Origin of the sequence: Tenacibaculum salmonis (assembly GCF_041053065.1) — a bacterium.
Lineage (GTDB): Bacteria > Bacteroidota > Bacteroidia > Flavobacteriales > Flavobacteriaceae > Polaribacter > Polaribacter pacificus_A.
Window position 1 is genome coordinate 825,383 of record NZ_JBFCVV010000001.1, and the last position, 22,424, is coordinate 847,806.

Genomic DNA, 22,424 nt, shown 5'->3' on the forward strand with positions numbered 1-22,424 from the left:
AGAACTTTAAATTTCATTTAAAAATCTTTTATCGCTAAAAAACCAAATCTGTCAAACTGAGTTTATACATAAAAAAAGCCTTGAATTAATTCAAGGCTTTTTTATAATTTGATAAAATCTGTTTAATTTTTTCATGTTCAAAAACTGTAGGATACAGCTCATTTATTACATCATGATATTCGAAATCAATTGCTAATCCATTTTTAAAATGGGTTAAACTGTAGTCTTCTTTATCTAAAATCATAAACAAACCACATAAACGATATTCAATTTCTGCAAATTCTTTGTATATTTTTTTAGCTTTGATTAATATTTTTAAAGCATCATCAAATTCACCTAAAAACAACAATATATCTGCTAATTCAATATAGATTTCTATTTCATCATCACCTAAATTAATACAGGTAGAAAATGCTTTTACTACTTCTTCATAAAAATTCAACTTCAAATTTATATCTCCGTATCTTCTCCAATAAAAAGCGTTTCCTTCATCAATATGAATAGCCTTTTTTACGTAATATAAAGCTCTTTGATAATCTTCATTATCAAAACAAGCATTTGTTAATAACATCCATGCTTTATCTAACAAAGGGTCTTCTTTAACTGCTTTTTTATAAAAATGACATGCTAAATTAACATTTTCTAATTTCTGGTAACATTCACCTATTCTTATATATACAAAAGCCGTCGGATCGTCTACTTCGATAGTAATCATATAGTTTTTAATCGCTTCTTCATAACGATTCAAATCTTCTAAGGTTTTTGCTATTTCTAAATATCCACCAATAAAAGTTTCATCTATTAATACCGAGTATTCAAAAGAAGTAAGTGCTTCTCTATACATACCTATTTCAGAATATTGTCTTCCTAATTGATGCCAAGCTACTTCACAATATGGATTTTTATCTATATATGCATTCAAGAACTGTATTGCTTCTATATGGCTTTCTTGCATATCAAAACAGTATACAATATTATATAAAGATGAAAAATCTTCAGCATCAACTTCTACACATTTTTCAAAACTTAAACGTGCATTTTCGTAATCATCTAAATATAAGTACTCCATACCTAGCATTGACCAAATATCTGCAGGATCTTCAATAAAACTTAAAGATTCTTTTAATACAGCTATTGCTTCAATATGTTGTTTCTTTTTAGATAAAATCAGTGCTTTCTGAATAAAAACCTCATCATTGTAAGGTTCAATAGCTTCAATTTGTTTCAACATCTGAACTGCTTCTATCAATTTATTTTCAAAAACTAAAATTTCGACCTTCATTAGTTTTAATTGAATTGAAGAAGGATGTTGCTCTAAACCTAATTCTACTGCTTTTTTAGCTAAAGAATTTTTAGCTATATTTAAATAATGTTCAATAATTGTTTCAAACTCAACAGCATCAAAAAAATAGACATCGTTGGTTTTCAACATAGATTCAAATTTTAATATCGACATAAGCTACTTATTTGATTGTAGCTAAATATACTACAATAATAATGCCTAAGCAATATTAATTGTTTTTGTTTTTAACAATTTACCTTCCACTATCGCTTAAAACAAGTATTATAATAGTTCTATATTATTTTTTTTGATAAAAAATGCTAAAATGTCAGACTATCTAAAATTAATTATAACTGACAGTGTTATAAAAACCATAACAAACTGAGTAGATGTAGTTATTTTATTTTTCCTATATGAAAGAACAGATTATTTTTCTATATTTGGAACAAGAACATTAAAAATTAATTAAAAGAAAAAATTATGAGTAAATTCGACGAAAAAGTAGTATTGTATAAAAAATTTATGGATGACAGAAAACTTTCTGTAAACCTTGAGTTATTAACAGCAGTTACTAAAGGGTTAGGTCCTTCTATTTATAAAAGAGATGCAGAAACGGTATCAGGTAGCGATCCTAAAGAATTATTAACGGTTAAGAATAACTTTTTAATAAAAAAATTAAGCTTAACAGATGGTCCTGAATTAGATAAGGCTATTGATGAAGTTATGGAAGAAATTGGAAGATCAGAAAGAAGCAAATATCGTGCTGTTGTATATTACCTATTAGCTAAGAAATTTAGCAAAGAATCAGTGTACGGAATGTAATATTCACATTTTTTTATAAAAAAAAGTCTTGTATTGATTTAAATACAGGACTTTTTCTATTTTAGCGCTCAACAAACAAATAATATATATGTCTCAGTTTATTAGTGTTTTTGATATGCTTAAGATTGGCGTTGGTCCTTCTAGCTCACACACCTTAGGTCCTTGGAGAGCAGGACAACAATGGATTGAAAAATTAAAAGAAACTGATATTTTTAATATCATTGATGGTATTAAAATAGATTTATACGGTTCTTTATCGTTAACAGGAACAGGTCATGCAACAGATTTAGCTGTTTTACTAGGCTTAAGCGGTACCGATCCTGAATATATTCCTGTTGATGACATCGATGGTATCATCAATAGAATAAAAGAAACAAAAGAATTACATTTCAATGCAGAAAAACAAATCGTGTTTTCTATTGAAAATGTTGTTTTTAATCAAAACTTCTTGCCTTTTCACTCTAATGCATTAACTTTTAGAGGTTTTTCTAAAGGAAAAGAAGTTTCTACGGAAACTTATTATTCTATAGGTGGTGGTTTTGTTATTCAAGAAGAAGTAAAAGTAGAATCAGAAACAGAAATCAATAAAAAGAACTTTCCTTATCCTGTAAATAGAGCTACAGAATTAGAAGCTTATTGCGAGAAAGAAAACAAAAAGATTTCTGAAATTGTTTATCAGAATGAATTAGTTTTAAAATCTCCTTCTGAAATTGATGCAGAACTAAAACGTGTTTGGGATACCATGCTAGAATGTATGTATATCGGTTGTCATACAGGTGGAATTTTACCTGGTGGATTAAACGTAAAACGTAGAGCTTTTGGTACACACGAAAAACTAATTAAAGATACAACATACACCAACGAACAAGAATGGATTACTGCTATAAGAAGTACTGAAGTAAAATTTCGTGAAATATTAAAATGGGTTAGTTGTTTTGCTTTATCTGTAAATGAAGTAAATGCGGCTTTAGGTAGAGTTGTAACAGCTCCTACCAACGGAAGTGCAGGTGTAATCCCTGCCGTTTTAATGTATTATTTAGTGATAGAAAACCATGACGCTGATTTTGAACACATCAAAAAATTCTTATTAGTTGCTGGTGAAATTGGAAGTATCTTTAAAAAGAATGCGACCATATCAGCAGCAATGGGTGGATGTCAGGCAGAAATTGGCGTTTCATCAGCAATGGCAGCAGCGGCACTTACAGAGCTTTTAGGAGGAACTCCTGGGCAATGTTTAGTTGCAGCAGAAATAGCAATGGAACATCATTTGGGATTAACCTGTGACCCTATTGGAGGTTTAGTTCAAATACCCTGTATTGAACGTAATGCTATGGGCGCAATTAAAGCAATTAACGCTGCCGAATTAGCCTTAGAAACCAACCCTAAAGAATCGTTAGTTCCTTTAGATAAAGTTATCGATACTATGTGGGAAACCGCTAAAGATATGAACAGAAAATATAAAGAAACCTCAGAAGGTGGTTTAGCAATTACTGTTGGTTTAGCAGCTTGTTAAAAAAATCATCATTATAAAAAACTATAAAAACTCTCTTTTTAAGAGGGTTTTTGTTTTTTTATAAAGTAATTTACCTTCTTATAGCAGAACTTAAAAATTTTATTTATTAAATTTATTCATCTAAAGAACATAATAAATGTTTATGCAAAAAACATGAAAGAAAAAATAACCATTATAATCCTTAGTTTCTTTTTATTTCAATCTTGTAAAACTGATAATGAAAAAATAAAAGATAGTTTTCGTGAAAAATATCTAACAGAGCTTTTCTCTATATATAAGGGCTATTCTATTGGAAAACATTATATTATTTATAATTTAGACCATAATTTCACATTAGGTACTGTAGATATAGAACTCTATGACGAAAGTTTAAATGATTTTAATAAAGATGGTACACAAGATATGTGGGCAAAAATAACGGATACTAGTGACGGTGGAAATGAATTTATGGTTTCTTATGGTATTGTTCAAATAAAATCGCCAACAAATATAGATTATATCGGGTATTTTGGCTTTGGCGATTTCTCTAATTACATCTATAACATTGAAGGATTTAAAAACAAAACACCTATTATTAAAATAAGCACAAGCCATCAAAGTAACATGAATAAATTCCCTATTTATCATATAAATACGCATCTTGGATTTAAAAATGGTAAAATAATATCGCTAAACTATATTGATTGTGCTATGTCAGCAATGAAAAATAAACGCATCTTCAAAGAAGAGTATAAAACCAATTATGATATAGACCCTGCTTTTAATCAACTAAAATTAGAGTTTTACAAAGAAGAAGATTTTGAATATGCCTTTAGTATTAATGGTTGTAATGATTTTTTATTAAAAATGTATGTTTTAGGGAATGAGAACGAATCTATTTTAAAAGAAAAACTTTTAAATACTGCAATTCATAAAACAAGATTCAAAACCATTTCTAAACAAATCAAAAACAATAAGATAACAGCTACTGATTATTTCAATAATGAAAAAAAAGTTACTTGTAACGAATGTGTATCTACTAAATTCACAAAGAATAAGAAAGGTAAAAACAGGTTAGATATTAGCTATCTAAAAAGAAATTAATCTTTGTTCTAAAAAATAACCTATTTCACTTCTATTGATTTTCCTAAAAACTTCGGTTGAATATTAAATAAAATATCAACAAATACTTTTACTCGGGCTAAATATTCTCTTAATTGAACTTTTAACCCATATCTACCAGAAACATCTTTAGCATTAAAACCAATAGCTTTCACACCAAAATGATTCGCTAAATAAATGGCTCTTTCATTATGAAATTTTTGAGAAATAATAGTAACATCTGTTTGCCCGAATATTTCTTTAACTCTTACAACAGAATCTAATGTTCGGAAACCTGCATAATCTAAAAATATTTTATCCGCAGGAATACCCGCTTTTATCAAATCACTTTTAAAAGTAGTTGGTTCATCATATTTTTCGGTACTGTTATCACCACTCACAATAATAAAAGTAATTTTCCCTGATTTATATAATGATACTGTCGCTCTAATTCTAAAAGTATAATATAAATTTATGCGTCCATTTGATAAATATTTTGACGTACCCAAAACAAGCCCGACTTTATGTTTCGGAATTTCAGTTACGCTAGAATACAGTTTATCTTTTGTTTGTTTTTCTATTAAAAAGTTACACAAATAAATGGTAATCAACACAAATATTGTTGATAAAACGGCTAATTTCAGGATTTTTTTAATCATTTATCTTGTGAAATATAATTCTGTTTCGGTAGACATTTCTTCAGAAAAAGCATAATTATCAATATTGAATCCTTTTAATTCGTCAATTGTTTTCACATCATTTTCAATAATATAACGCACCATTAAACCACGTGCTTTTTTAGCAAAAGTCATTATCGTTTTATATTCTCCATTTTTAAAATCTTTAAAAACAGGAGTTATCATTGGTACTTTTAAAAGCTTTTTTGGCAAGGCTTTGAAATATTCTAAACTTGCTAAATTCACTAGTAATTCTTCATCTTCTAATTCATCATTTAAAGAATTCACCAATTCATCATTCCAAAATTTATACAAATTTTCGGTACTTCCTACCTTCAAACGTGTTCCCATTTCTAAACGATACGGCTGAATTAAATCTAAAGGTTTCAATAAACCGTATAATCCTGATAAAATTCTAAGATTACTTTGTAAAATTGGTATTTTTTCTTCGGATAAAGAATTTACATCAATTCCTTTAAAAACTACTCCTGTAAAAGAAAAAATAGCTTGTTTAGCATTATCTAAATCAAAAGGTATTTGCCAATCTTTATTTCTTTGATAATTTAAACTTGCTAAATCATCAGAAATTTTCATTAAATCACTTAATTCTTGTTTAGAAAGAGTTTTTAATTTCTGATTTAATTTTATAGATTTATCTAAAAATCGTGGTTGTGTATATGTATTTGTTGTTGCTTTTGTTTCAAAATCTAACGATTTTGCTGGTGATATAATTATTTTCATTTACTTAAATATTTAATGTAAAAATAGAAAGCTATTTTAAAAGATAAAACTAATTATTGTCATTTAAATTAATTGTATCATCAATAAAAATAATAGTATCGTTTTTAAATTTTTAATCCATCGTACGCTAAAAAAACATTTTCGGGTAATTCTTTTTCAACCTCTTCATGTAAACCTAATAATTCACTTATATGTGTCAAATATGCTTTTTTAGGTTTAATTTCAGCAATAAACGCCAATGATTCTTCTAAATTAAAATGTGTTGTGTGCGGTTCTTTTCTTAATCCTGTAACAATTAACACATCTAAATTAGTTAATTTCTTTTTTTCTTCGGATGAAATTGTCTTAATATCAGTAAGATATGCAATGTTATCAAATCGATAACCTAAAATAGGTAACCAACCATGCATTACTTCTATCGGAGTCACTTTAACGCCATCAAGAATAAAACTATTTTGATGAGAAATAATATTGGTAGCTACCGCTGGTGCACTTGGATATCTGTTTTCTGTTTTAAAAATATAATCGTATCTTTTCTTTAAAATTCCCAAAACTCTTTCAGTTGTATAAATAGGGACTGCGCCCATTTGAAAACAATACGGACGAATTTCATCTAAACCAGCAATATGATCGGCATGTTCATGAGTAAATAGAATTCCGTTTATTGATGCTACTTTTTCACGAATCATTTGTTGCCGAAAATCAGGTCCGCAATCAATAACGTAATTAATATCATCCCAAGACACAACAATCGACGAACGTAATCGCCTGTCTTTTTTATCTTTAGATAGCGCCACAGGATGCGTGCTATTAATCATTGGAACTCCCGTAGAAGTTCCTGTACCCAAAAAAGTAACTTTCAATTGCATTTTCTTATTCATTGTTAACACAAAAATACAATAAAAAAGTTATCTGATAGTTGCAATTTTCAGTACATTTGTTGCAAGTAAAAAAGAAGAACATGGCAATTACACTGAAAGGTGATCAGAAAATAAGTACAGTACCTACTACTACTAGTAAGGCTTTAAAAATTAATTTAAACCCTCATATTTATGGAACGTTTGCTGAAATTGGTGCAGGGCAAGAAACGGTTCGTAATTTTTTTAGAGCTGGTGGAGCTTCTGGTACTATAGCTAAGGCAATGAGTGCTTATGATAAAGATTTTTCAGATGCTATTTATGGTGTTGAAAGTGATAATCGCTACGTTACAGAAAAACGTTTAAAAAAGATGTTAAAACATGAGATGGACTTAATTGAAGAACGTCTTGATCGTAAAAAACATCCTGATAAATTATTTTTTAGTTACGCTAACACAGTAGCAACCATCAATTTTTCAAAAAAATTTAAGGGTCATGGTTGGATTGGTGTTCGTTTTCAATTAGATCCGCTAGAAGATTACAACGAAATTATTTTACACCTTCGTTTTAAAGAAACTGATGCTCGTCAACAACAAGAAACGTTAGGTGTTTTAGGAGTTAATTTAATTCATGGAGCTTATTATTTAAATGATAATCCAAAGGATTTATTAAAATCTTTTTACGATAATATTGATAGTGACCGTTTAGAAATTGATATGATTAATTTCTCTGGACCACGATTTATGTATGTTGATAACCGTTTAATGAGCTTACAATTAGTTAAAAACGGAATGACAAATGCCGTAATGTTTGGCCCTGATGGAAACAACTTATTACCTGCTCAGGTACTTTATAAAAAGAATATTTTAACACTTCGAGGAAGTTATCGCCCTGTTACGAAAGTAAATATGGATATCTTCGAAAGATCTAAAGCAATGTTTTTAGCCGAGAAAAAAGTGAAGGCAGAAAACACACAAGTTATTTTTGAAATCACCTTGAGTAACCTTCGTGTTGAAGGTCAGATTAATGAACGTGATTTCTTAGATAGAGCAGAATTACTTTGTGCACTTGGACAAAATGTAATGATTACTAATTACCAAGAATACTTCCGTTTAGTTGATTACTTTAGTGAGTTTACCAAAGAAAGAATGGGACTAGCTATGGGTGTTAATAATTTAGTTCAAATTTTTGATGAAAAATATTATCGTGATTTAAGCGGTGGTATTTTAGAAGCTTTTGGTAAACTTTTTTACAGAGATTTAAAAGTATATATGTATCCTTATAAAAATACGGAAACAGGAGAATTTACTACTAGTGAAAACTTAAAAGTACATCCTCGAATGAAAGAGCTTTATAAATTCTTTAAAAACAATGGTAGACTAATTGATATTAAAGCTTTTGATAACGAAAGTTTACATATTTTCTCTAGAAAAGTATTGAAAATGATTAGAGATAATGAAGAAGGTTGGGAAGAGATGCTTCCTAAAGGTGTTTCTCAAACTATAAAAGATAAACGTTTATTTGGTTGTTCAAGAAAGCGACTTTAAATAATTTAGTTTTATTTTAAACCTTTTATTATTTTTAAAGTCTAAATCTAAATATCTTTAGGTGACGACTGACGAACTGACATTTATAACAGAGCTAAAAAACAATAAAACAAAAGAAATAGCTTTTAAAAAACTATTATCGCTCTATAAAGAGCGATTGTATTGGCATATACGAAAAATTGTTATTTCTCATGATGATGCGGATGACGTTTTACAAAACACGTTTATAAAAGTGTTTAAAAATATTGATACTTTTAAAAAAGAAAGTAAATTATATTCATGGATGTATAGAATTGCGACAAATGAAGCGATTACATTCATTAACAAAAGGGCAAAAGAAAGAAATGTTGATATAACTGAATATCAACAAAAATTAGTTTCATCTTTAGATAGCGATCATTGGTTTTCTGGAGATGAAATTGCCCTTATCTTACAAAAAGCAATTGCAACACTCCCTCAAAAACAACAGTTAGTCTTCAATATGAAGTATTTTGAAGAAATGAAATACAGTCAGATTTCAGAAATTCTAGGCACTTCAATAGGCGCTTTAAAAGCATCACATCATATTGCGGCTAAAAAAATTGAACAATTTATCAAAAACTACCATTAAACCTTTTACTTGTATTAAAGTCTTAGAATAGAGATGGACAAAGAATTAAAACATACAACAGATTTTATAAATCGAAAAATAGGCAAGAAAACAGGGTTTTCTATTCCTAAAAATTACTTTGAAGAAATAGATGACACTATTCTATCTTCAATAATTACAGATAAATTAGATAAACAAGAACACTTTAAAACACCATCTAATTATTTTGATACTGTTGAAGATGCTATCTTAAAACAAATCACTATAAAAACACCTAAAGAGATTAAAAAAGTAAAAGTAATTTCTTTATATCAAAAAATGTTGCAATTTATTCCACTTACTGCCGCTGCCTCTGTATTATTATTTGTTAGTTTACATTATTTAAATACTACAAAAACGTATACTTTTGATGATATAACTGCTACAGAAATTAGTTTATGGTATGAAAATGGATATGGTATTAGTAATAATGAAGAATTGGGATTCGTTTTAGATGCTTCAGTTTTTGATGATACTGATATTTTACAATCTATAAACAACCAAAATTTAGAAGATTATTTAAATACTATTGATAATACAACACTCTTAAATGAAATTGAATAAAAATGAAAAAAAATATACTACTATGCTGTATCGCTTTATTAACTAGCTTCTCTAGTAAAGCACAGTTTAAAAAAGAAGGCTCTGAAAAAATTCAGACTTACAAAATTGCCTACTTAACCGAAAAATTAAATTTAACAGAAGATGAAGCTCAAAAATTTTGGCCTATTTATAATAAATATGACAAAAAAATAAAATCACTTCATAGAGAAAAACATCTTATTTTCAAAAAAAAGATACATCATAATGGTGGTGTTGATGAGTTATCAGAAAAAGAAGCCAAAGAAGTTTTAGAAAGAATTCAAGCTATTAAAAAAGAGCAACATGAAATAAAAACAATATTTCATGAGAAAATTTCTAAAATTTTATCTTTTAAAAAGGTCTTGTCTTTACAAATTTCCGAACATAATTTTAATCGAAAACTTATGAAAAAACTTAGAGGCAAACACAAGAAAAGAAGCTAAAAAAAGCTTCTTTTTTTTATGCTTATTATTTAACTAAAGCTAAACTAACATATAGTTTAGGTTTGTTTGCTGTATATTGTTTTAACCAAATAGTTAATTCATTTATTTCGTAAGGTAATAATCTGTTTAATGCTTTTTCTAATTCTCTACAAAATAAATCAGTATTGAAGCTTACTTTTTCCAATACTATTTTAGTGTACTCGTACATTGCTCTTGCCATGACTATATTACGGGGGTTTAATTGTTCTATATTTCGAACGTAATTTACAACAATTTATTCCTTATTGTATGTTAAAATTTAGCAAAAAAAAACCGATACTTGTTAAAGTACCGGTTTTAATTATTTAACTTACAGTTAACTATAGGTTATTTACTTTTTCTATTAAAGCATTTGCCTTGTCTTCTAACTCAGTACTAATTGCTTTAAAATGTGCTTTTTTATTCTCAACATTTTTAGCATTAATTTTTTCGATTAAAGTATCAAAAGTTTCAAAAACTTCGTCAACAATAGCTTCTGATTTCTCTGCATCTACACCAGGATTTAATTGAGCAGATAATCTACAGATATCAATAATATCTCCTAAAGTATAGTCGATATCTTTTTTTAAATTTTTAATACTTGCCATAATTATTATTTTTTTGCAAAATTAATTGATTTTATCTAATTCAGATTGATTTTATTGTTTTTGTTTTATATAATAATTTTTAAAGAAAAATATTATATAAAAAAACTTTCTTTTACAACCTTTTTTAATAATGATATATCACTACCAGGTCCAATTGTTAAAAGCTTGGGTCCTGTTATTGGAATACCTCTAAAAGGTCTTACAAATACTTCTCCATTGGGAGTTCTCTCAAAATAAGTATATCCTTTTTCATTTTCTACCTCAACACATCCTTTTACTCTTTGTATAGTTGATGGCAAATTTTCACAGATGTAATAGATGTTTTTTAAACTAGGAACTTTTAATAAATCAATAGAACAAGAAGACCAATGTGCTTTTTTATGCGCTAATTTTTTGTAGTCTTTTTTTGATGATATACTTTCATTAAAAAGAGAAATATCTATTTCATTTATAGTTAAAATTGTAGCATATGGATTATTCTTTTTTAATTCTTTAACTACTAATTCTTGTCGCTTTTTTGTTGTTTTTTCAAGATGAGTTAAAACAATTAATGACGAAACTTGAATTTGATTTAACTCCAAATCATTATAAACACCTCTATTTTGCCAATTTTTAACGTCAACAACTGATATTTGAATAGGTGGTAAAAACCTTTTATTTAATCCGACACCTAAAAACTCCATCAAAGTACAAGCATCTGATGTACCGTTGGCCTCAATTAAAGTAACACCATTAACTCTTTCAGGCGTATTATTAACATAATTTCTTAATTCATCTATACCGCTACAACAAATACAACTACCTGTAAGTGCTTTTATGTTAAGTTGCTCTATATTACCTGCTAATTGAGATGCATCAAGATTTGCATTTTCATAATCATTTAAAATTACAAAAGGATTGAAATTTTTTTCTAAATAACTTAAAACTAAATGCTTTAATAAAGTTGTTTTACCAGCTCCTAAAAAACCTACTATTGTAATAATAGCTTCCATATATTTTAAAAAATATTAACTTTATTTATCAAATTTCTTTTGTTATTAAGTTTAAAAACTCATTTCTGTTTACTTTTTTCTCAAAACAACCTCCATATTCTATAGTTGTTGTAAAACTATTTTTATCTTTTATACCTCTTGAAGAAACACAAAGATGTTTTGCATTTATTACAACAATAACATCTTTTGTATCTAAAATATTCTGTAAATCGTTTAAAATTTGAATCGCTAATCTTTCTTGTACCTGAGGTCTATGAGAATAATAGTCAACTAATCTATTAATTTTAGACAAACCTATTACTTTTTTAGTCGGATAATAACCTATATGTGCATGTCCAATTATAGGTAAAAAATGATGTTCACATGATGAATCTATATTTATATTTTGCTCAATAAGCATTTTTTTATAACCATACTTATTTTCAAATGTTGATAATTTTGGCTTATTAACTGGATTTAAACCATAAAAAAGCTCTTTAACATACATTTTGGCAACACGATATGGAGTACCTGACAAGCTATCATCGTTTAAATCTAGTCCCATTTCTTCCATTATCATTTTAAAATGATGTTTTATTTTTTCTATTTTTTCTTCATCAGTTTTATCAAAAGCATCAGCTCTTAAAGGGGTTTTTATGTTTGATGAAAAATGATTATCTCCAATGACCTCAATTTCTTTTTTATTTTTCATAAGTATAAGTACAACATTTATTTTTATTGTATTGACAATATTTACTATTATATATATGCAGAATTATTAACGATAATGTTGGATAATATATAATCGTATGATCTATAGTAAACCAACCTGTTTTTTGATTTATTATAACAAAAAATAATGTAAACCAACTTAATAAAAATAGTAGTTTAACCCAATTATTTTGAGTTTTCTTTAACACTTGACTAATTGCTAAAAGTGATATTATTAAAAAGAAATAATCAATTAATTGCCACCAAAAAGGAGCTGCTGCACAACAAGTTTTTGCACAGGATTTAAACATAAAAAAAAATGGAGTAGCTACACAATGAATAAGACACAATGTGCTAGCTAACGCTCCAAAAAAATCTGATTTACTTTTTATAACCAACATTACCACCTACTATTACAACCAAGGTGCAATAATAGATAAAAACATTAACTAACGCAACTCTGTTGCTTTATTTTATAAATTAAAGTTTACTTATAGAAAATTTAATACTTCGGTAATATTAGCAACTGTTTTATAACTATCTGATTTTTGATTATCAGTAACCTGTTCATGAGCCCAAGTTGTATGAAAAGGAACATGAATTGCAGTCGCACCTATTTCAATCAAGGGTAAAACATCAGATTTTAAAGAATTACCAATCATTAATAATTCTGATGGATTAATATCTAAATGTTTTATCAATTTTAAATAATCGGCTTCTTTTTTATCACTCATAACTTCTGTATGATGAAAATATTTTAAGATTCCTGATTTTTCTAATTTTCGTTCCTGATCTAATAAATCGCCTTTTGTGGCTACAATTATTTTATATTTCCCTTGTAATTTTTGAAGTACTTCTTCTACTCCATCTAATAAATCGATGGGTTGTTCTAGCATTTCTTTACCAATTTGTAAAATTCTATCAATTATCTTTTGATTTATTTTATAATTAGATAATTCCAAGGCACATTCTATCATCGATAATACAAAACCTTTTACACCGTATCCGTAAATTTTAAGATTTTCGATTTCTTTTTTATATAATTCTTGATGAATTTTATTTTCGGTTTCATATCCTGAAAGCAATTTTGCAAACTCATTTTCGGCATCTCTAAAAAAAGTTTCATTTATCCAAAGAGTATCGTCTGCATCAAAAGCAATGACTTTAATTTTATTCATTTTCTAAATATGTTATCGCTTTTTCTAAATCTTCAGGTGTATCAATACCAATACTTTCTACGGATGTTTCAATCATTTTTAGTTTTTTACCAACTTCTAAATATCGAATACATTCAATTTTTTCTGCAGCTTCTAAAGGAGTCATTGGTGTGTGATAAAAATCTATCAATGCTTTTTTTCTAAAAGCGTATATACCTTTATGTTTGTAATAAGTTACGTTTACATCTTTATCTCTATGATAAGGAATTACACTTCTTGAAAAATAGATTGCAAAATTATTTACATCAGTAATTACTTTTACATTATTCGGATTTTCGATATCCTCTAAATTTGTCATCGGTACTTTTAAGGATGCTAAATCTATTTCATTATTTTTATCATCTTTAAAAGCTTGAATTAATTTTGATAAAGAAACAGTATCTATAAAAGGTTCATCACCTTGAACATTTACAACAATATCAACATCTAAATTTTCAACAGCTTCTGCAATTCTGTCCGAACCACATTCATGTTCTTTTAAACTCATTAAAGCCTTACCTCCTGCTTCTGTTATTGTTTTAAAGATAATCTCAGAATCGGTTACCACATACACTTCATTAAACAAATTTGCTTTAACAGCAGCTTCGTAAGTTCTTACAATTACTGGTTTACCTCCTAAATTTTTCATTAATTTTCCAGGAAAACGAGATGCACTATAACGTGCAGGAATCATTGCAATTATTTTCATAAAATATAGTTATTTATACCTTTCAAAGATACATATTTAAACAAGGTGTTAACATTGGCAAAACCCTACTTAATAAAACTTTAACATTAATGTTTTTAGACTTTTAGCTGTTTTCTGATTTTTTTTATTAAATTTGACCATACTTATGAAAGTACTTTTATATACATATAGCATTATTTTAAACACAGTCGAAATGATTAAGTGCAATACACGCATGCATAAAAAATATGCCTATATAAAAAGTACCTCTCGAAATAGCTTTAAACAACGGTTTTAAAACCTATATTTAATACAAACTACAAAAGGTGCTTTTTTTATAAAAAGCACCTTTTTTTATTTACTAATATTTTAAACTTTATTACTTATGATTAAATTAAAAAACATCAAACGAATTAACATGCAGTTAACTACAATTATGTGCTTAGTCCAAAAGCAATTTTTTGAAACATCTAAATTTCCACCAATAAATCCCTAACTTATGAACACTTACATCGCTTCTAAAAATAATTCACTACAATTTACTGTTAACAAAAAACAAGTTAGCAAAAGTAAAGTATTAAAGACTTCAATTTTATATGACAAAATTGAAGCTACCGTAAACTCCTCTCTAATTTTCCACAAAGAATCTGCCAATTTAAGCTTTAAAAGTATTGAATTTGATATCATTAAAAAGGCTTATTTAAATGATAATCTTATTATCAGTAATAAGATAAAAAAATTGAGTGATACTGAAGTTGTTTTAAACATAACAGTATCAAAAAAAGAAAAAAAACAAGACATTATATGTAAAGCTGTATTTGGTTACAGTTTACAAAAAGCCTCTTAATAATTTGATTAATTGATTGGTTTAATAACAGGTTTGAATAAAATATTCAAGCCTGTTACTATTTTATATAAACCTCTAAAACTTTAGCTTTATTAGTTAAAATAGTTATATTTTTAATACAAGCAGGTATTAAAATAGTTTCTCCTAATGCTATTTTTTCTTGTTGATTTTCATATTCAAAAACAACAGATCCTTCTACACACATATAAATGACAAAACTATCTTTATCTTGATGATTAGCTTTATAATTAGCTGTTAAATGTAAATAATTAGTAGTAAAATACTTACAATCTATAATATTTGATGGATTATTTTTTTTCTTAAGATATTCAGCTTTATAATTAGATTTTGCTGAATAATCAATAGCATCTAATGCTAAATCGACATGTAAATCTCTTTTATTACCAGTAACATCAATTCTATTCCAGTCAGATATACGATACGTAACATCTGAAGTTTCTTGAATTTCTGCTAATAAAACACCTTTACCAATGGCATGTATTCTGCCTGCTGGTACTAAAAAAGTGTCTCCTTTTTTAACATAATCTACATTTAAAAGCTCAAGCTCGTTACTTGATTTTATTGTTTCTAAAAAAGATTTTTTGTTAGTTTCTTCAGAAAAACCAATAATTATTTTAGCTTTTTTATCGGCATTAACAATATACCACATTTCTGTTTTACCTAACGAATTATGTCTTTTTTGAGCTAAAACATCGTTCGGATGCACTTGTAAACTTAATTTTCTTTTAGCATCGATAAATTTAATTAATAACGGAAACTTATCTTGAAATACTTCATAAACTTTTTCACCTAAAATATGATGTTTAAATTCTTTTATCAAATCATTTAAACATCTTCCTTTTAAAGCTCCGTTACTAACAATAGAAACATCATTTTTAACATCTGAAATTTCCCAACTTTCACCAATATTATTTCCTTCTGATTTTTTGTTAAGTAACGTTTTCAGTTTTTCTCCTCCCCATATTTTAGATTTTAAAATTGGTTCGAATCGTAATAATTGGTGTATCATAATTAAGTTCCTTTATAGGTTACGTAGTTTCTTCTGGTTTCATAAAGCGTAATTTCTAGCGCTAAATTTTCAGGAATATGAACACGTAATTTGTTAAATATTACTACTGATATATTTTCTGCTGTTGGATTCAAATTTTTAAATTCAGCAACATCAACATTTAAATTTTTATGATCAAAAGCATCTTCTACTTCTGTTTTAATCAATCCTTTTAAGATTCCTAAATCATAAACATAACCTGTTTCTTTGTCTATTTCACCAGTTAAAGAAACTATTAAATCGTAATTATGCCCATGATAATTCGGGTTATTACACTTTCCAAAAATTTGCTGATTTTTTTCATCAGACCAATCAGGATTAAACAACCTGTGAGCAGCATTAAAATGTGCTTTTCTATGTACAGTTACTTTAGGCATTTTTTAAGGTATCGTAAGATTCTTTAAATATGATTTTAAACCAAGCTGTGTATATTTCAGGTTTTTCTTCAATATCTTTTTTTACAGCTTCTAATGGCATCCATTTATAACTTTCAACTTCTTCTTTATTAATAAGAGGTTGGTCGTTAAAAGTTCCAATCATTACATGGTCTAATTCATGTTCGGTTAATCCGTTATCAAAAGGCGCTTTATAAATAAAAGAAAACACCTCTTTTAATTCACAAACAAAACCCATTTCTTCTTGAAGCCTGCGTTTTCCTGCGCCTAAATTAGTTTCTCCATCTCTTTGATGTGAACAACAAGTATTTGTCCATAATAAAGGAGAATGATATTTATCAGCAGCTCTTTGTTGTAGCATTAATTCTTTTTTATCATTAAAAATAAAAACAGAAAATGCTCTATGTAATAAAGCTTTTTCATGAGCTTCAATTTTCTCCATTAATCCGATAGGATTATCTTTAACATCTACTAATATAACCTGTTCTTTCATGTGTAATTTTTGCTAAAAGCAAACATACAAAATTGCTATCAATTCAACAATAAATCCTTTGTACACTTAAGCATCAAACCCTTGAAAAATTAAGCATTAAACCGTATCTTTGCATCCTTAAAATTTGATAGATGGGCTTTTTAGAAGAAATACAAAAACGACGTACATTCGGAATTATATCACACCCCGATGCAGGTAAAACTACTTTAACTGAAAAGTTATTATTATTTGGTGGAGCAATTCAGGAAGCTGGTGCTGTAAAAAACAATAAAATAAAAAAGGGAGCTACTTCCGATTTTATGGAAATTGAGCGTCAAAGAGGTATTTCGGTAGCTACTTCTGTATTAGCTTTTATCTATAAAGATAAAAAAATAAACATATTAGATACACCTGGGCATAAAGATTTTGCTGAAGATACTTTTAGAACCTTAACCGCTGTTGATAGTGTTATCGTTGTAATTGATGTTGCAAAAGGTGTAGAACCTCAAACTGAAAAATTAGTAGAAGTTTGTAGAATGCGTAAAATTCCGATGCTGGTTTTTATCAATAAATTGGATAGAGAAGGTAAAGATGCTTTCGATTTATTAGATGAAGTTGAGCAAAAATTAGGCTTACGTGTTACTCCGATGAGTTTCCCTATTGGAATGGGTTACGATTTTAAAGGAATTTATAATATTTGGGAAAAGAAATTAAATCTTTTTTCTGCGGATAATAAAACAAAAATTTCTGAAGGTGTTCAGTTTGATGATTTATCAAACCCTAAACTAGATGAAATTATTGGAGAAACTGCTGCCGAAACTTTAAGAGAAGAAGCAGAATTAGTTGCCGAAGTATATCCTGAATTTAATCAGGAAGAATATTTAGCGGGTGATTTACAACCTGTTTTCTTTGGTTCGGCTTTAAATAATTTTGGTGTAAAAGAATTATTAGATGCTTTTATTGAAATTGCGCCTGAACCACAACCTAAAAAATCAGAAGAACGTTTAGTCGATTCTAAAGAAGAAAAATTAACAGGTTTTGTATTTAAGATTCATGCAAATATGGATCCTAAACACAGAGATAGACTTGCTTTTATCAAAATTGTATCTGGAACTTTCAAAAGAAATTCTCCTTATTTACATGTTCGTAATGGTAAAAAGATGAAATTTTCGAGTCCGAATGCCTTTTTCGCTGAAAAGAAACAAATTGTTGATGAATCTTTTCCTGGTGATATTGTTGGTGTTCATGATACTGGAAATTTCAAAATTGGTGATACTTTAACCGAAGGTGAAAAATTAAATTTCAAAGGAATTCCAAGTTTTTCTCCAGAGCATTTCCGTTATGTAAACAACGCCGACCCAATGAAATCTAAACAATTATACAAAGGTTTAGACCAATTAATGGATGAAGGTGTAGCGCAATTATTTACCATGGATATGAATGGGCGTAAAATTGTAGGTACTGTTGGTGCGTTACAATACGAAGTTATTCAATACAGATTAGAGCATGAATATGGTGCAAAATGTACTTATGAAAACATATCTGTACATAAAGCTTGTTGGGTACAACCTGAAGATGAAAAAAATGAAGAATTCAAAGAATTTAAACGTGTTAAACAACGTTATTTAGCTAAAGATAAACAAGGAAAATTAGTGTTTTTAGCCGATTCATCTTTTACTATGCAAATGACACAGAGTAAATATCCTACTGTAAAACTACATTTCACAAGTGAATTTGAATAAAAAAAACATCCTATTTTGGTTTTTAATTCTTGCTTATTCTTTTTCGTTTGGGCAAGATTTAAAAACCTTAAAAGGAAATTTATTACAGAATAAAGTCCGTTTAAATTTTATTCCTGTAAAAATGCCTACGGATAAATTTCCAGATTTAAAACCAACAATGGGTTTAGCTGGACTACATTATCAAATTCCAATTAATAATTGGTTATATGGTGGTGCAGGATTTCATTTTGCCGTTACTGGCGACCAAGGTGGATTATTTACTTTAGGTGCAGAATTAGGTATAAATAAACAACTTTATAAAAATTTATATGTAGATGCAAACCTTCATTTTGGTGGCGGTGGTGGTTACAGAAATTTGGTTAATGATGGTGGATTTATAAATCCGAATGTTGGTTTACAATATAAAAAAAATGATTACTCTTTTGGAGTGCAATACAGTCATTTAAATTTTTTATCAGGAGAAATAAAAAGTAATTCGGTTTCTTTATTTGTTGAAATACCAAGTATTTTACGTTTTACTGATTATAATAAAGCACATAAAAATTTTATAGCAAAAAATATTTCTTCGGATGATTTTTGGCATAAATCTATTGTGAAAAATGCACAGCAAATTCGTTTTGACTTTTTTAAACCAATTGGAAATTCAAGAAAAGATAAAGCCAATAACTTAGAACCTTTAAAAGAAACATTATATGTATTAGGTTTTGAATATCAAAAATATGTAAGCGAAACTACTTTTTTATTCGCTCATACTGATGCCATATATAAAGGACTACGTGCAGGTTTTATGGATTTATTTTTTGGTGTAGGGTATCATCCTTATCAATCAAAATACATCAATTTTTTTACAAAATTAGGCGTTGGTGCTTCTGGTGGTCGTGTTGCTCCTGAAGGTGGTTTAATGATATATCCATCCGCAGGAATCGATTTAAAAGTAACTGACAAAGTAGCTTTAAGTGGTCATGGAGGATATTATCGTGCAATTGCTGGCGATTTAGAAGCATATACTTTTGGTTTCGGATTGAAATATTATGGATTAAACGGAGGAACAACATCCGAAGAAAAAAAATACACCAACTTTTATACACAAGGTTTACGTATTGAAATTCAAAATCAAACATATTTTGATGTTGCTAAAACTGATGATAAATTTGATGCCAAAGAAATAGGTTTACAACTTATCGGATTAAAAGTAAATTACGATATTAATAAATGGCTATACATTGCTGGAGAAGCTAGTTTTGCTTACGATGGTCGCTCAGGCGGTTATGCACATGGATTAGTTGGTGGAGGAATTTATACTCCTCAATTTTTAAATAATAAAGTTCGTGGTTTTGCTGAATTAATGGCTGGTGCTGGTGGTGGTGCTGGCGTAGATACCGATGAAGGTATTATTGTGCGCCCAACACTTGGTTTTAGTTATGATATTCATGAAAGTATTTCAATTCTTGCATCAGGTGGAAAATATTATTCGCCTTTCGGAAATGTAAATTCAACAAATATTAACATAGGTTTAAGCTTAAACCTTTCAACTTTATCAGTAAAGAACTAATTTTGCTTTTTCTTCGGAAAAAGTGTTTTTAATATATTAACAAGATAATCTAACAAAAATGAATAACGGAATTTACGCAAAGTTCACAACACCAAAAGGTGCTATTTTAGTGAATTTAGAATACGAAAAAACTCCTGGAACTGTAGGTAACTTTGTTGCTTTAGCAGAAGGAAATTTAGATAACAACGCAAAACCACAAGGAACTCCATATTATAATGGATTAAAGTTTCACCGTGTTATTTCTGATTTCATGATTCAAGGAGGATGTCCTCAAGGAACAGGAACAGGAAACCCTGGTTATAAATTTGAAGATGAATTTCACCCAGATTTAAAACATGATGCTCCTGGAAAATTATCTATGGCAAATGCAGGACCTGGAACTAATGGTTCTCAATTTTTTATTACACACACTCCTACTCCTCATTTAGATGGTAATCATACTGTTTTTGGAAATGTTGTTGAAGGACAAGATGTAGTAGATGCTATCGCTCAAAATGATACAATGGATATTGAAATTATTCGTGTAGGTGAAACTGCTGAAAAATTTAATGCAGTTGAAGCTTTTAGAACTTTTGAAGGAGCTCGTGAAAAGCGTGAAGCTGATGCAATTGCAAAACAAAAAGAGTTATTAGATTCTGTAGCTAAAGGTTATGACGAAACTCCATCAGGATTACGTTATAAAATTTTACAAAATGGAGATGGTAAACAAGCTACAAAAGGAGCTAATGTTTCTGTACATTATAAAGGTCAATTATTAGACGGAACTGTATTTGATTCATCTTATAAACGTAAGCAACCAATTGATTTTGCTGTTGGTGTTGGACAAGTAATTGCAGGTTGGGATGAAGGAATTTTATTATTAAAAGTTGGAGACAAAGCTAGATTTGTAATTCCATCAAACTTAGCATACGGAAAAGCAGGTGCAGGAGGAGTTATTCCAGCAAATGCAACTTTAATTTTTGATGTTGAATTAATGGCTATAAAGTAATTTTATAACTATTAAACAATAAGTTAAAGTTAAAAAAAGCTCTCTATTTAAAAAATAGAGAGCTTTTTTATTAACAAATAATCATCTCAAGTAACATTAAATTAACAATTAATTAAGATAAAAACTACACTAAGTTAAGCTTTAAATAAATTTACTTTGTCATCTTTACAGTGTCCAAAACCACTGTACAAAATGAAAAATGTCCCCCTACTCCTTTTATTATTTAGTTTAACTTTTTTTAATCTATATAGTCAAGCGAAAGTATGTGAAACTCCTAAAGAAGAGGATGAAATTGATTTAAATGAAATTTCTATTAAAAAATGTGATATATCTGAAAACAAAAATAGTGTTAGAAAAATATCCAAAACAAATATTGCTAGAAAAAGAGTTAATAATAGAGGTAGAAAAAAAACTGACCATATAAATGGGAAGAAATCTTTAAAAGCTCCAAATCTTTCAAAAGAAGTTTTATTTACATTAGTTGAAGAAATACCGATGTTTGATAAATGTATCAGTTCTCATAAAAAAAACAATATTAAATGTTTTAAAGAAAAGATAAATAAACATATTACAAAAAACTTATATGTTGAAGATTATATCCCTGAAAATAGTAAGGTTAAAGTATATATTCAATTTAGTATAGATGTTTACGGTAAAGTTATTAATTCAAAAATAAGAAGTAGTAAAAAAGACGAACGACTGCACAAGGAGTTAGATAGAATTATAAAAAAATTACCACGATTTAACCCTGGAAAACAAAAGGGTTTACCTGTTATTGTTACCTATGCTTTCCCCTTAAACCTAACATCTAATTAACTACAAACTACTTTTTTAACTATAAAAAAAGCCCTATATCTTCAAAAAAAAGATCAAAATAAAATTATTTTATTTTATTTTGATCTTTTTTTTTCGCTATAAAAACATTAGCAGGTATAATTTTAAGCTCAGAAAAGTTGTATTTCTCTTTTTTATTTCTTATGTTTACAATGTTAACA

At 28.1% G+C, this 22,424-nt stretch carries 26 protein-coding genes; 12 read left to right on the plus strand and 14 right to left on the minus strand.

The features are described 5' to 3' along the window. Window positions 1-85: 85 nt before the first annotated feature. On the minus strand, window positions 86-1,456 hold the full coding sequence (locus tag AB0T67_RS03375) for a tetratricopeptide repeat protein (protein ID WP_369219152.1): 1,371 nt from the start codon (window positions 1,454-1,456) through the stop codon (window positions 86-88). A 306-nt stretch (window positions 1,457-1,762) separates the two neighbouring features. Between AB0T67_RS03375 and AB0T67_RS03380 the strand changes: the two genes are divergently transcribed. From AB0T67_RS03380 to AB0T67_RS03390, 3 genes are all read left to right on the plus strand, one after another. Next, entirely contained in the window at window positions 1,763-2,104 is a 342-nt protein-coding gene (locus AB0T67_RS03380; protein WP_271231798.1) for a DUF2853 family protein, read from the plus strand. A gap of 88 nt (window positions 2,105-2,192) precedes the next feature. Beyond that, window positions 2,193-3,617 carry an L-serine ammonia-lyase gene (locus tag AB0T67_RS03385; RefSeq protein ID WP_369219153.1) on the plus strand — a complete coding sequence of 475 codons (1,425 nt, stop codon included), beginning with the start codon at window positions 2,193-2,195 and terminating at the stop codon, window positions 3,615-3,617. A 153-nt stretch (window positions 3,618-3,770) separates the two neighbouring features. Next, the gene (locus tag AB0T67_RS03390) at window positions 3,771-4,700 is read left to right on the plus strand and encodes a hypothetical protein (protein ID WP_369219154.1); all 930 of its coding nucleotides are present in this window, start codon (window positions 3,771-3,773) and stop codon (window positions 4,698-4,700) included. A 20-nt stretch (window positions 4,701-4,720) separates the two neighbouring features. Here the strand turns inward: AB0T67_RS03390 and AB0T67_RS03395 are convergent, their stop codons facing one another. From AB0T67_RS03395 to AB0T67_RS03405, 3 genes are all read right to left on the minus strand, one after another. Further along, window positions 4,721-5,356 carry a SanA/YdcF family protein gene (locus AB0T67_RS03395; RefSeq protein WP_369219155.1) on the minus strand — a complete coding sequence of 212 codons (636 nt, stop codon included), beginning with the start codon at window positions 5,354-5,356 and terminating at the stop codon, window positions 4,721-4,723. Further along, window positions 5,357-6,115 carry a peroxide stress protein YaaA gene (gene yaaA / locus AB0T67_RS03400; protein ID WP_369219156.1) on the minus strand — a complete coding sequence of 253 codons (759 nt, stop codon included), beginning with the start codon at window positions 6,113-6,115 and terminating at the stop codon, window positions 5,357-5,359. Between the two features lie 104 nt (window positions 6,116-6,219). Next, on the minus strand, window positions 6,220-6,996 hold the full coding sequence (locus tag AB0T67_RS03405; RefSeq protein ID WP_369219157.1) for an MBL fold metallo-hydrolase: 777 nt from the start codon (window positions 6,994-6,996) through the stop codon (window positions 6,220-6,222). An 80-nt stretch (window positions 6,997-7,076) separates the two neighbouring features. On the opposite strand from AB0T67_RS03405, the gene AB0T67_RS03410 reads away from it, so the two are divergent. From AB0T67_RS03410 to AB0T67_RS03425, 4 genes are all read left to right on the plus strand, one after another. After that, complete coding sequence (locus AB0T67_RS03410) at window positions 7,077-8,519, plus strand: TonB-dependent receptor (RefSeq protein ID WP_369219158.1); 1,443 nt, start codon at window positions 7,077-7,079, stop codon at window positions 8,517-8,519. 61 nt (window positions 8,520-8,580) lie between these two features. After that, the gene (locus AB0T67_RS03415; protein WP_455432238.1) at window positions 8,581-9,129 is read left to right on the plus strand and encodes an RNA polymerase sigma factor; all 549 of its coding nucleotides are present in this window, start codon (window positions 8,581-8,583) and stop codon (window positions 9,127-9,129) included. 33 nt (window positions 9,130-9,162) lie between these two features. Beyond that, the gene (locus AB0T67_RS03420) at window positions 9,163-9,711 is read left to right on the plus strand and encodes a hypothetical protein (RefSeq protein ID WP_369219159.1); all 549 of its coding nucleotides are present in this window, start codon (window positions 9,163-9,165) and stop codon (window positions 9,709-9,711) included. A gap of 2 nt (window positions 9,712-9,713) precedes the next feature. Further along, window positions 9,714-10,172, plus strand: coding sequence for a sensor of ECF-type sigma factor (locus AB0T67_RS03425; protein ID WP_369219160.1), 459 nt, complete (start codon window positions 9,714-9,716; stop codon window positions 10,170-10,172). 25 nt (window positions 10,173-10,197) lie between these two features. Here the strand turns inward: AB0T67_RS03425 and AB0T67_RS03430 are convergent, their stop codons facing one another. The 7 genes from AB0T67_RS03430 to kdsB form a co-directional block, all read right to left on the minus strand. After that, window positions 10,198-10,392, minus strand: coding sequence for a hypothetical protein (locus tag AB0T67_RS03430; protein ID WP_271231789.1), 195 nt, complete (start codon window positions 10,390-10,392; stop codon window positions 10,198-10,200). A 139-nt stretch (window positions 10,393-10,531) separates the two neighbouring features. Continuing rightward, window positions 10,532-10,798 (minus strand): hypothetical protein, encoded by a 267-nt coding sequence (locus AB0T67_RS03435; protein WP_271231788.1) that lies wholly within the window; start codon window positions 10,796-10,798, stop codon window positions 10,532-10,534. Window positions 10,799-10,890: 92 nt separating this feature from the next. Continuing rightward, the gene (locus AB0T67_RS03440) at window positions 10,891-11,790 is read right to left on the minus strand and encodes a GTP-binding protein (RefSeq protein WP_369219161.1); all 900 of its coding nucleotides are present in this window, start codon (window positions 11,788-11,790) and stop codon (window positions 10,891-10,893) included. Between the two features lie 28 nt (window positions 11,791-11,818). Beyond that, on the minus strand, window positions 11,819-12,481 hold the full coding sequence (gene folE / locus AB0T67_RS03445; protein WP_369219162.1) for a GTP cyclohydrolase I FolE: 663 nt from the start codon (window positions 12,479-12,481) through the stop codon (window positions 11,819-11,821). Continuing rightward, window positions 12,471-12,881 (minus strand): MerC domain-containing protein, encoded by a 411-nt coding sequence (locus tag AB0T67_RS03450; RefSeq protein WP_369219163.1) that lies wholly within the window; start codon window positions 12,879-12,881, stop codon window positions 12,471-12,473. Before AB0T67_RS03450 ends, folE begins: the two co-directional genes overlap by 11 nt. 90 nt (window positions 12,882-12,971) lie before the next feature. Continuing rightward, window positions 12,972-13,658 carry an HAD family hydrolase gene (locus tag AB0T67_RS03455; RefSeq protein ID WP_369219164.1) on the minus strand — a complete coding sequence of 229 codons (687 nt, stop codon included), beginning with the start codon at window positions 13,656-13,658 and terminating at the stop codon, window positions 12,972-12,974. Continuing rightward, the gene (gene kdsB / locus AB0T67_RS03460) at window positions 13,651-14,385 is read right to left on the minus strand and encodes a 3-deoxy-manno-octulosonate cytidylyltransferase (RefSeq protein WP_369219165.1); all 735 of its coding nucleotides are present in this window, start codon (window positions 14,383-14,385) and stop codon (window positions 13,651-13,653) included. Before kdsB ends, AB0T67_RS03455 begins: the two co-directional genes overlap by 8 nt. Before the next feature lie 478 nt (window positions 14,386-14,863). On the opposite strand from kdsB, the gene AB0T67_RS03465 reads away from it, so the two are divergent. Continuing rightward, on the plus strand, window positions 14,864-15,211 hold the full coding sequence (locus AB0T67_RS03465) for a hypothetical protein (protein ID WP_369219166.1): 348 nt from the start codon (window positions 14,864-14,866) through the stop codon (window positions 15,209-15,211). Window positions 15,212-15,269: 58 nt separating this feature from the next. Here the strand turns inward: AB0T67_RS03465 and AB0T67_RS03470 are convergent, their stop codons facing one another. The 3 genes from AB0T67_RS03470 to idi are packed head-to-tail and all read right to left on the minus strand — an operon-like array spanning window position 15,270 to window position 17,168. After that, window positions 15,270-16,241, minus strand: coding sequence for a type I phosphomannose isomerase catalytic subunit (locus tag AB0T67_RS03470; RefSeq protein ID WP_369219167.1), 972 nt, complete (start codon window positions 16,239-16,241; stop codon window positions 15,270-15,272). 2 nt (window positions 16,242-16,243) lie between these two features. Continuing rightward, complete coding sequence (locus AB0T67_RS03475; protein ID WP_369219168.1) at window positions 16,244-16,657, minus strand: 6-pyruvoyl trahydropterin synthase family protein; 414 nt, start codon at window positions 16,655-16,657, stop codon at window positions 16,244-16,246. Next, window positions 16,650-17,168 carry an isopentenyl-diphosphate Delta-isomerase gene (idi, locus tag AB0T67_RS03480; RefSeq protein WP_369219169.1) on the minus strand — a complete coding sequence of 173 codons (519 nt, stop codon included), beginning with the start codon at window positions 17,166-17,168 and terminating at the stop codon, window positions 16,650-16,652. The genes AB0T67_RS03475 and idi overlap by 8 nt, the downstream gene beginning before the upstream one ends. 131 nt (window positions 17,169-17,299) lie before the next feature. On the opposite strand from idi, the gene AB0T67_RS03485 reads away from it, so the two are divergent. The 4 genes from AB0T67_RS03485 to AB0T67_RS03500 all read left to right on the plus strand — a co-directional run bounded on the left by AB0T67_RS03485 (window position 17,300) and on the right by AB0T67_RS03500 (window position 22,245). Next, window positions 17,300-18,889 (plus strand): peptide chain release factor 3, encoded by a 1,590-nt coding sequence (locus AB0T67_RS03485; RefSeq protein ID WP_369219170.1) that lies wholly within the window; start codon window positions 17,300-17,302, stop codon window positions 18,887-18,889. Further along, a complete protein-coding gene (locus AB0T67_RS03490) occupies window positions 18,876-20,441 on the plus strand; it encodes a hypothetical protein (protein ID WP_369219171.1) in 1,566 nt (521 codons plus the stop codon). The genes AB0T67_RS03485 and AB0T67_RS03490 overlap by 14 nt, the downstream gene beginning before the upstream one ends. Window positions 20,442-20,499: 58 nt before the next feature. After that, window positions 20,500-21,429: a peptidylprolyl isomerase gene (locus AB0T67_RS03495; protein WP_369219172.1), complete on the plus strand. Its 930-nt coding sequence runs from the start codon at window positions 20,500-20,502 to the stop codon at window positions 21,427-21,429. A 192-nt stretch (window positions 21,430-21,621) separates the two neighbouring features. After that, window positions 21,622-22,245, plus strand: coding sequence for an energy transducer TonB (locus AB0T67_RS03500; protein WP_369219173.1), 624 nt, complete (start codon window positions 21,622-21,624; stop codon window positions 22,243-22,245). Window positions 22,246-22,424: the final 179 nt, after the last annotated feature.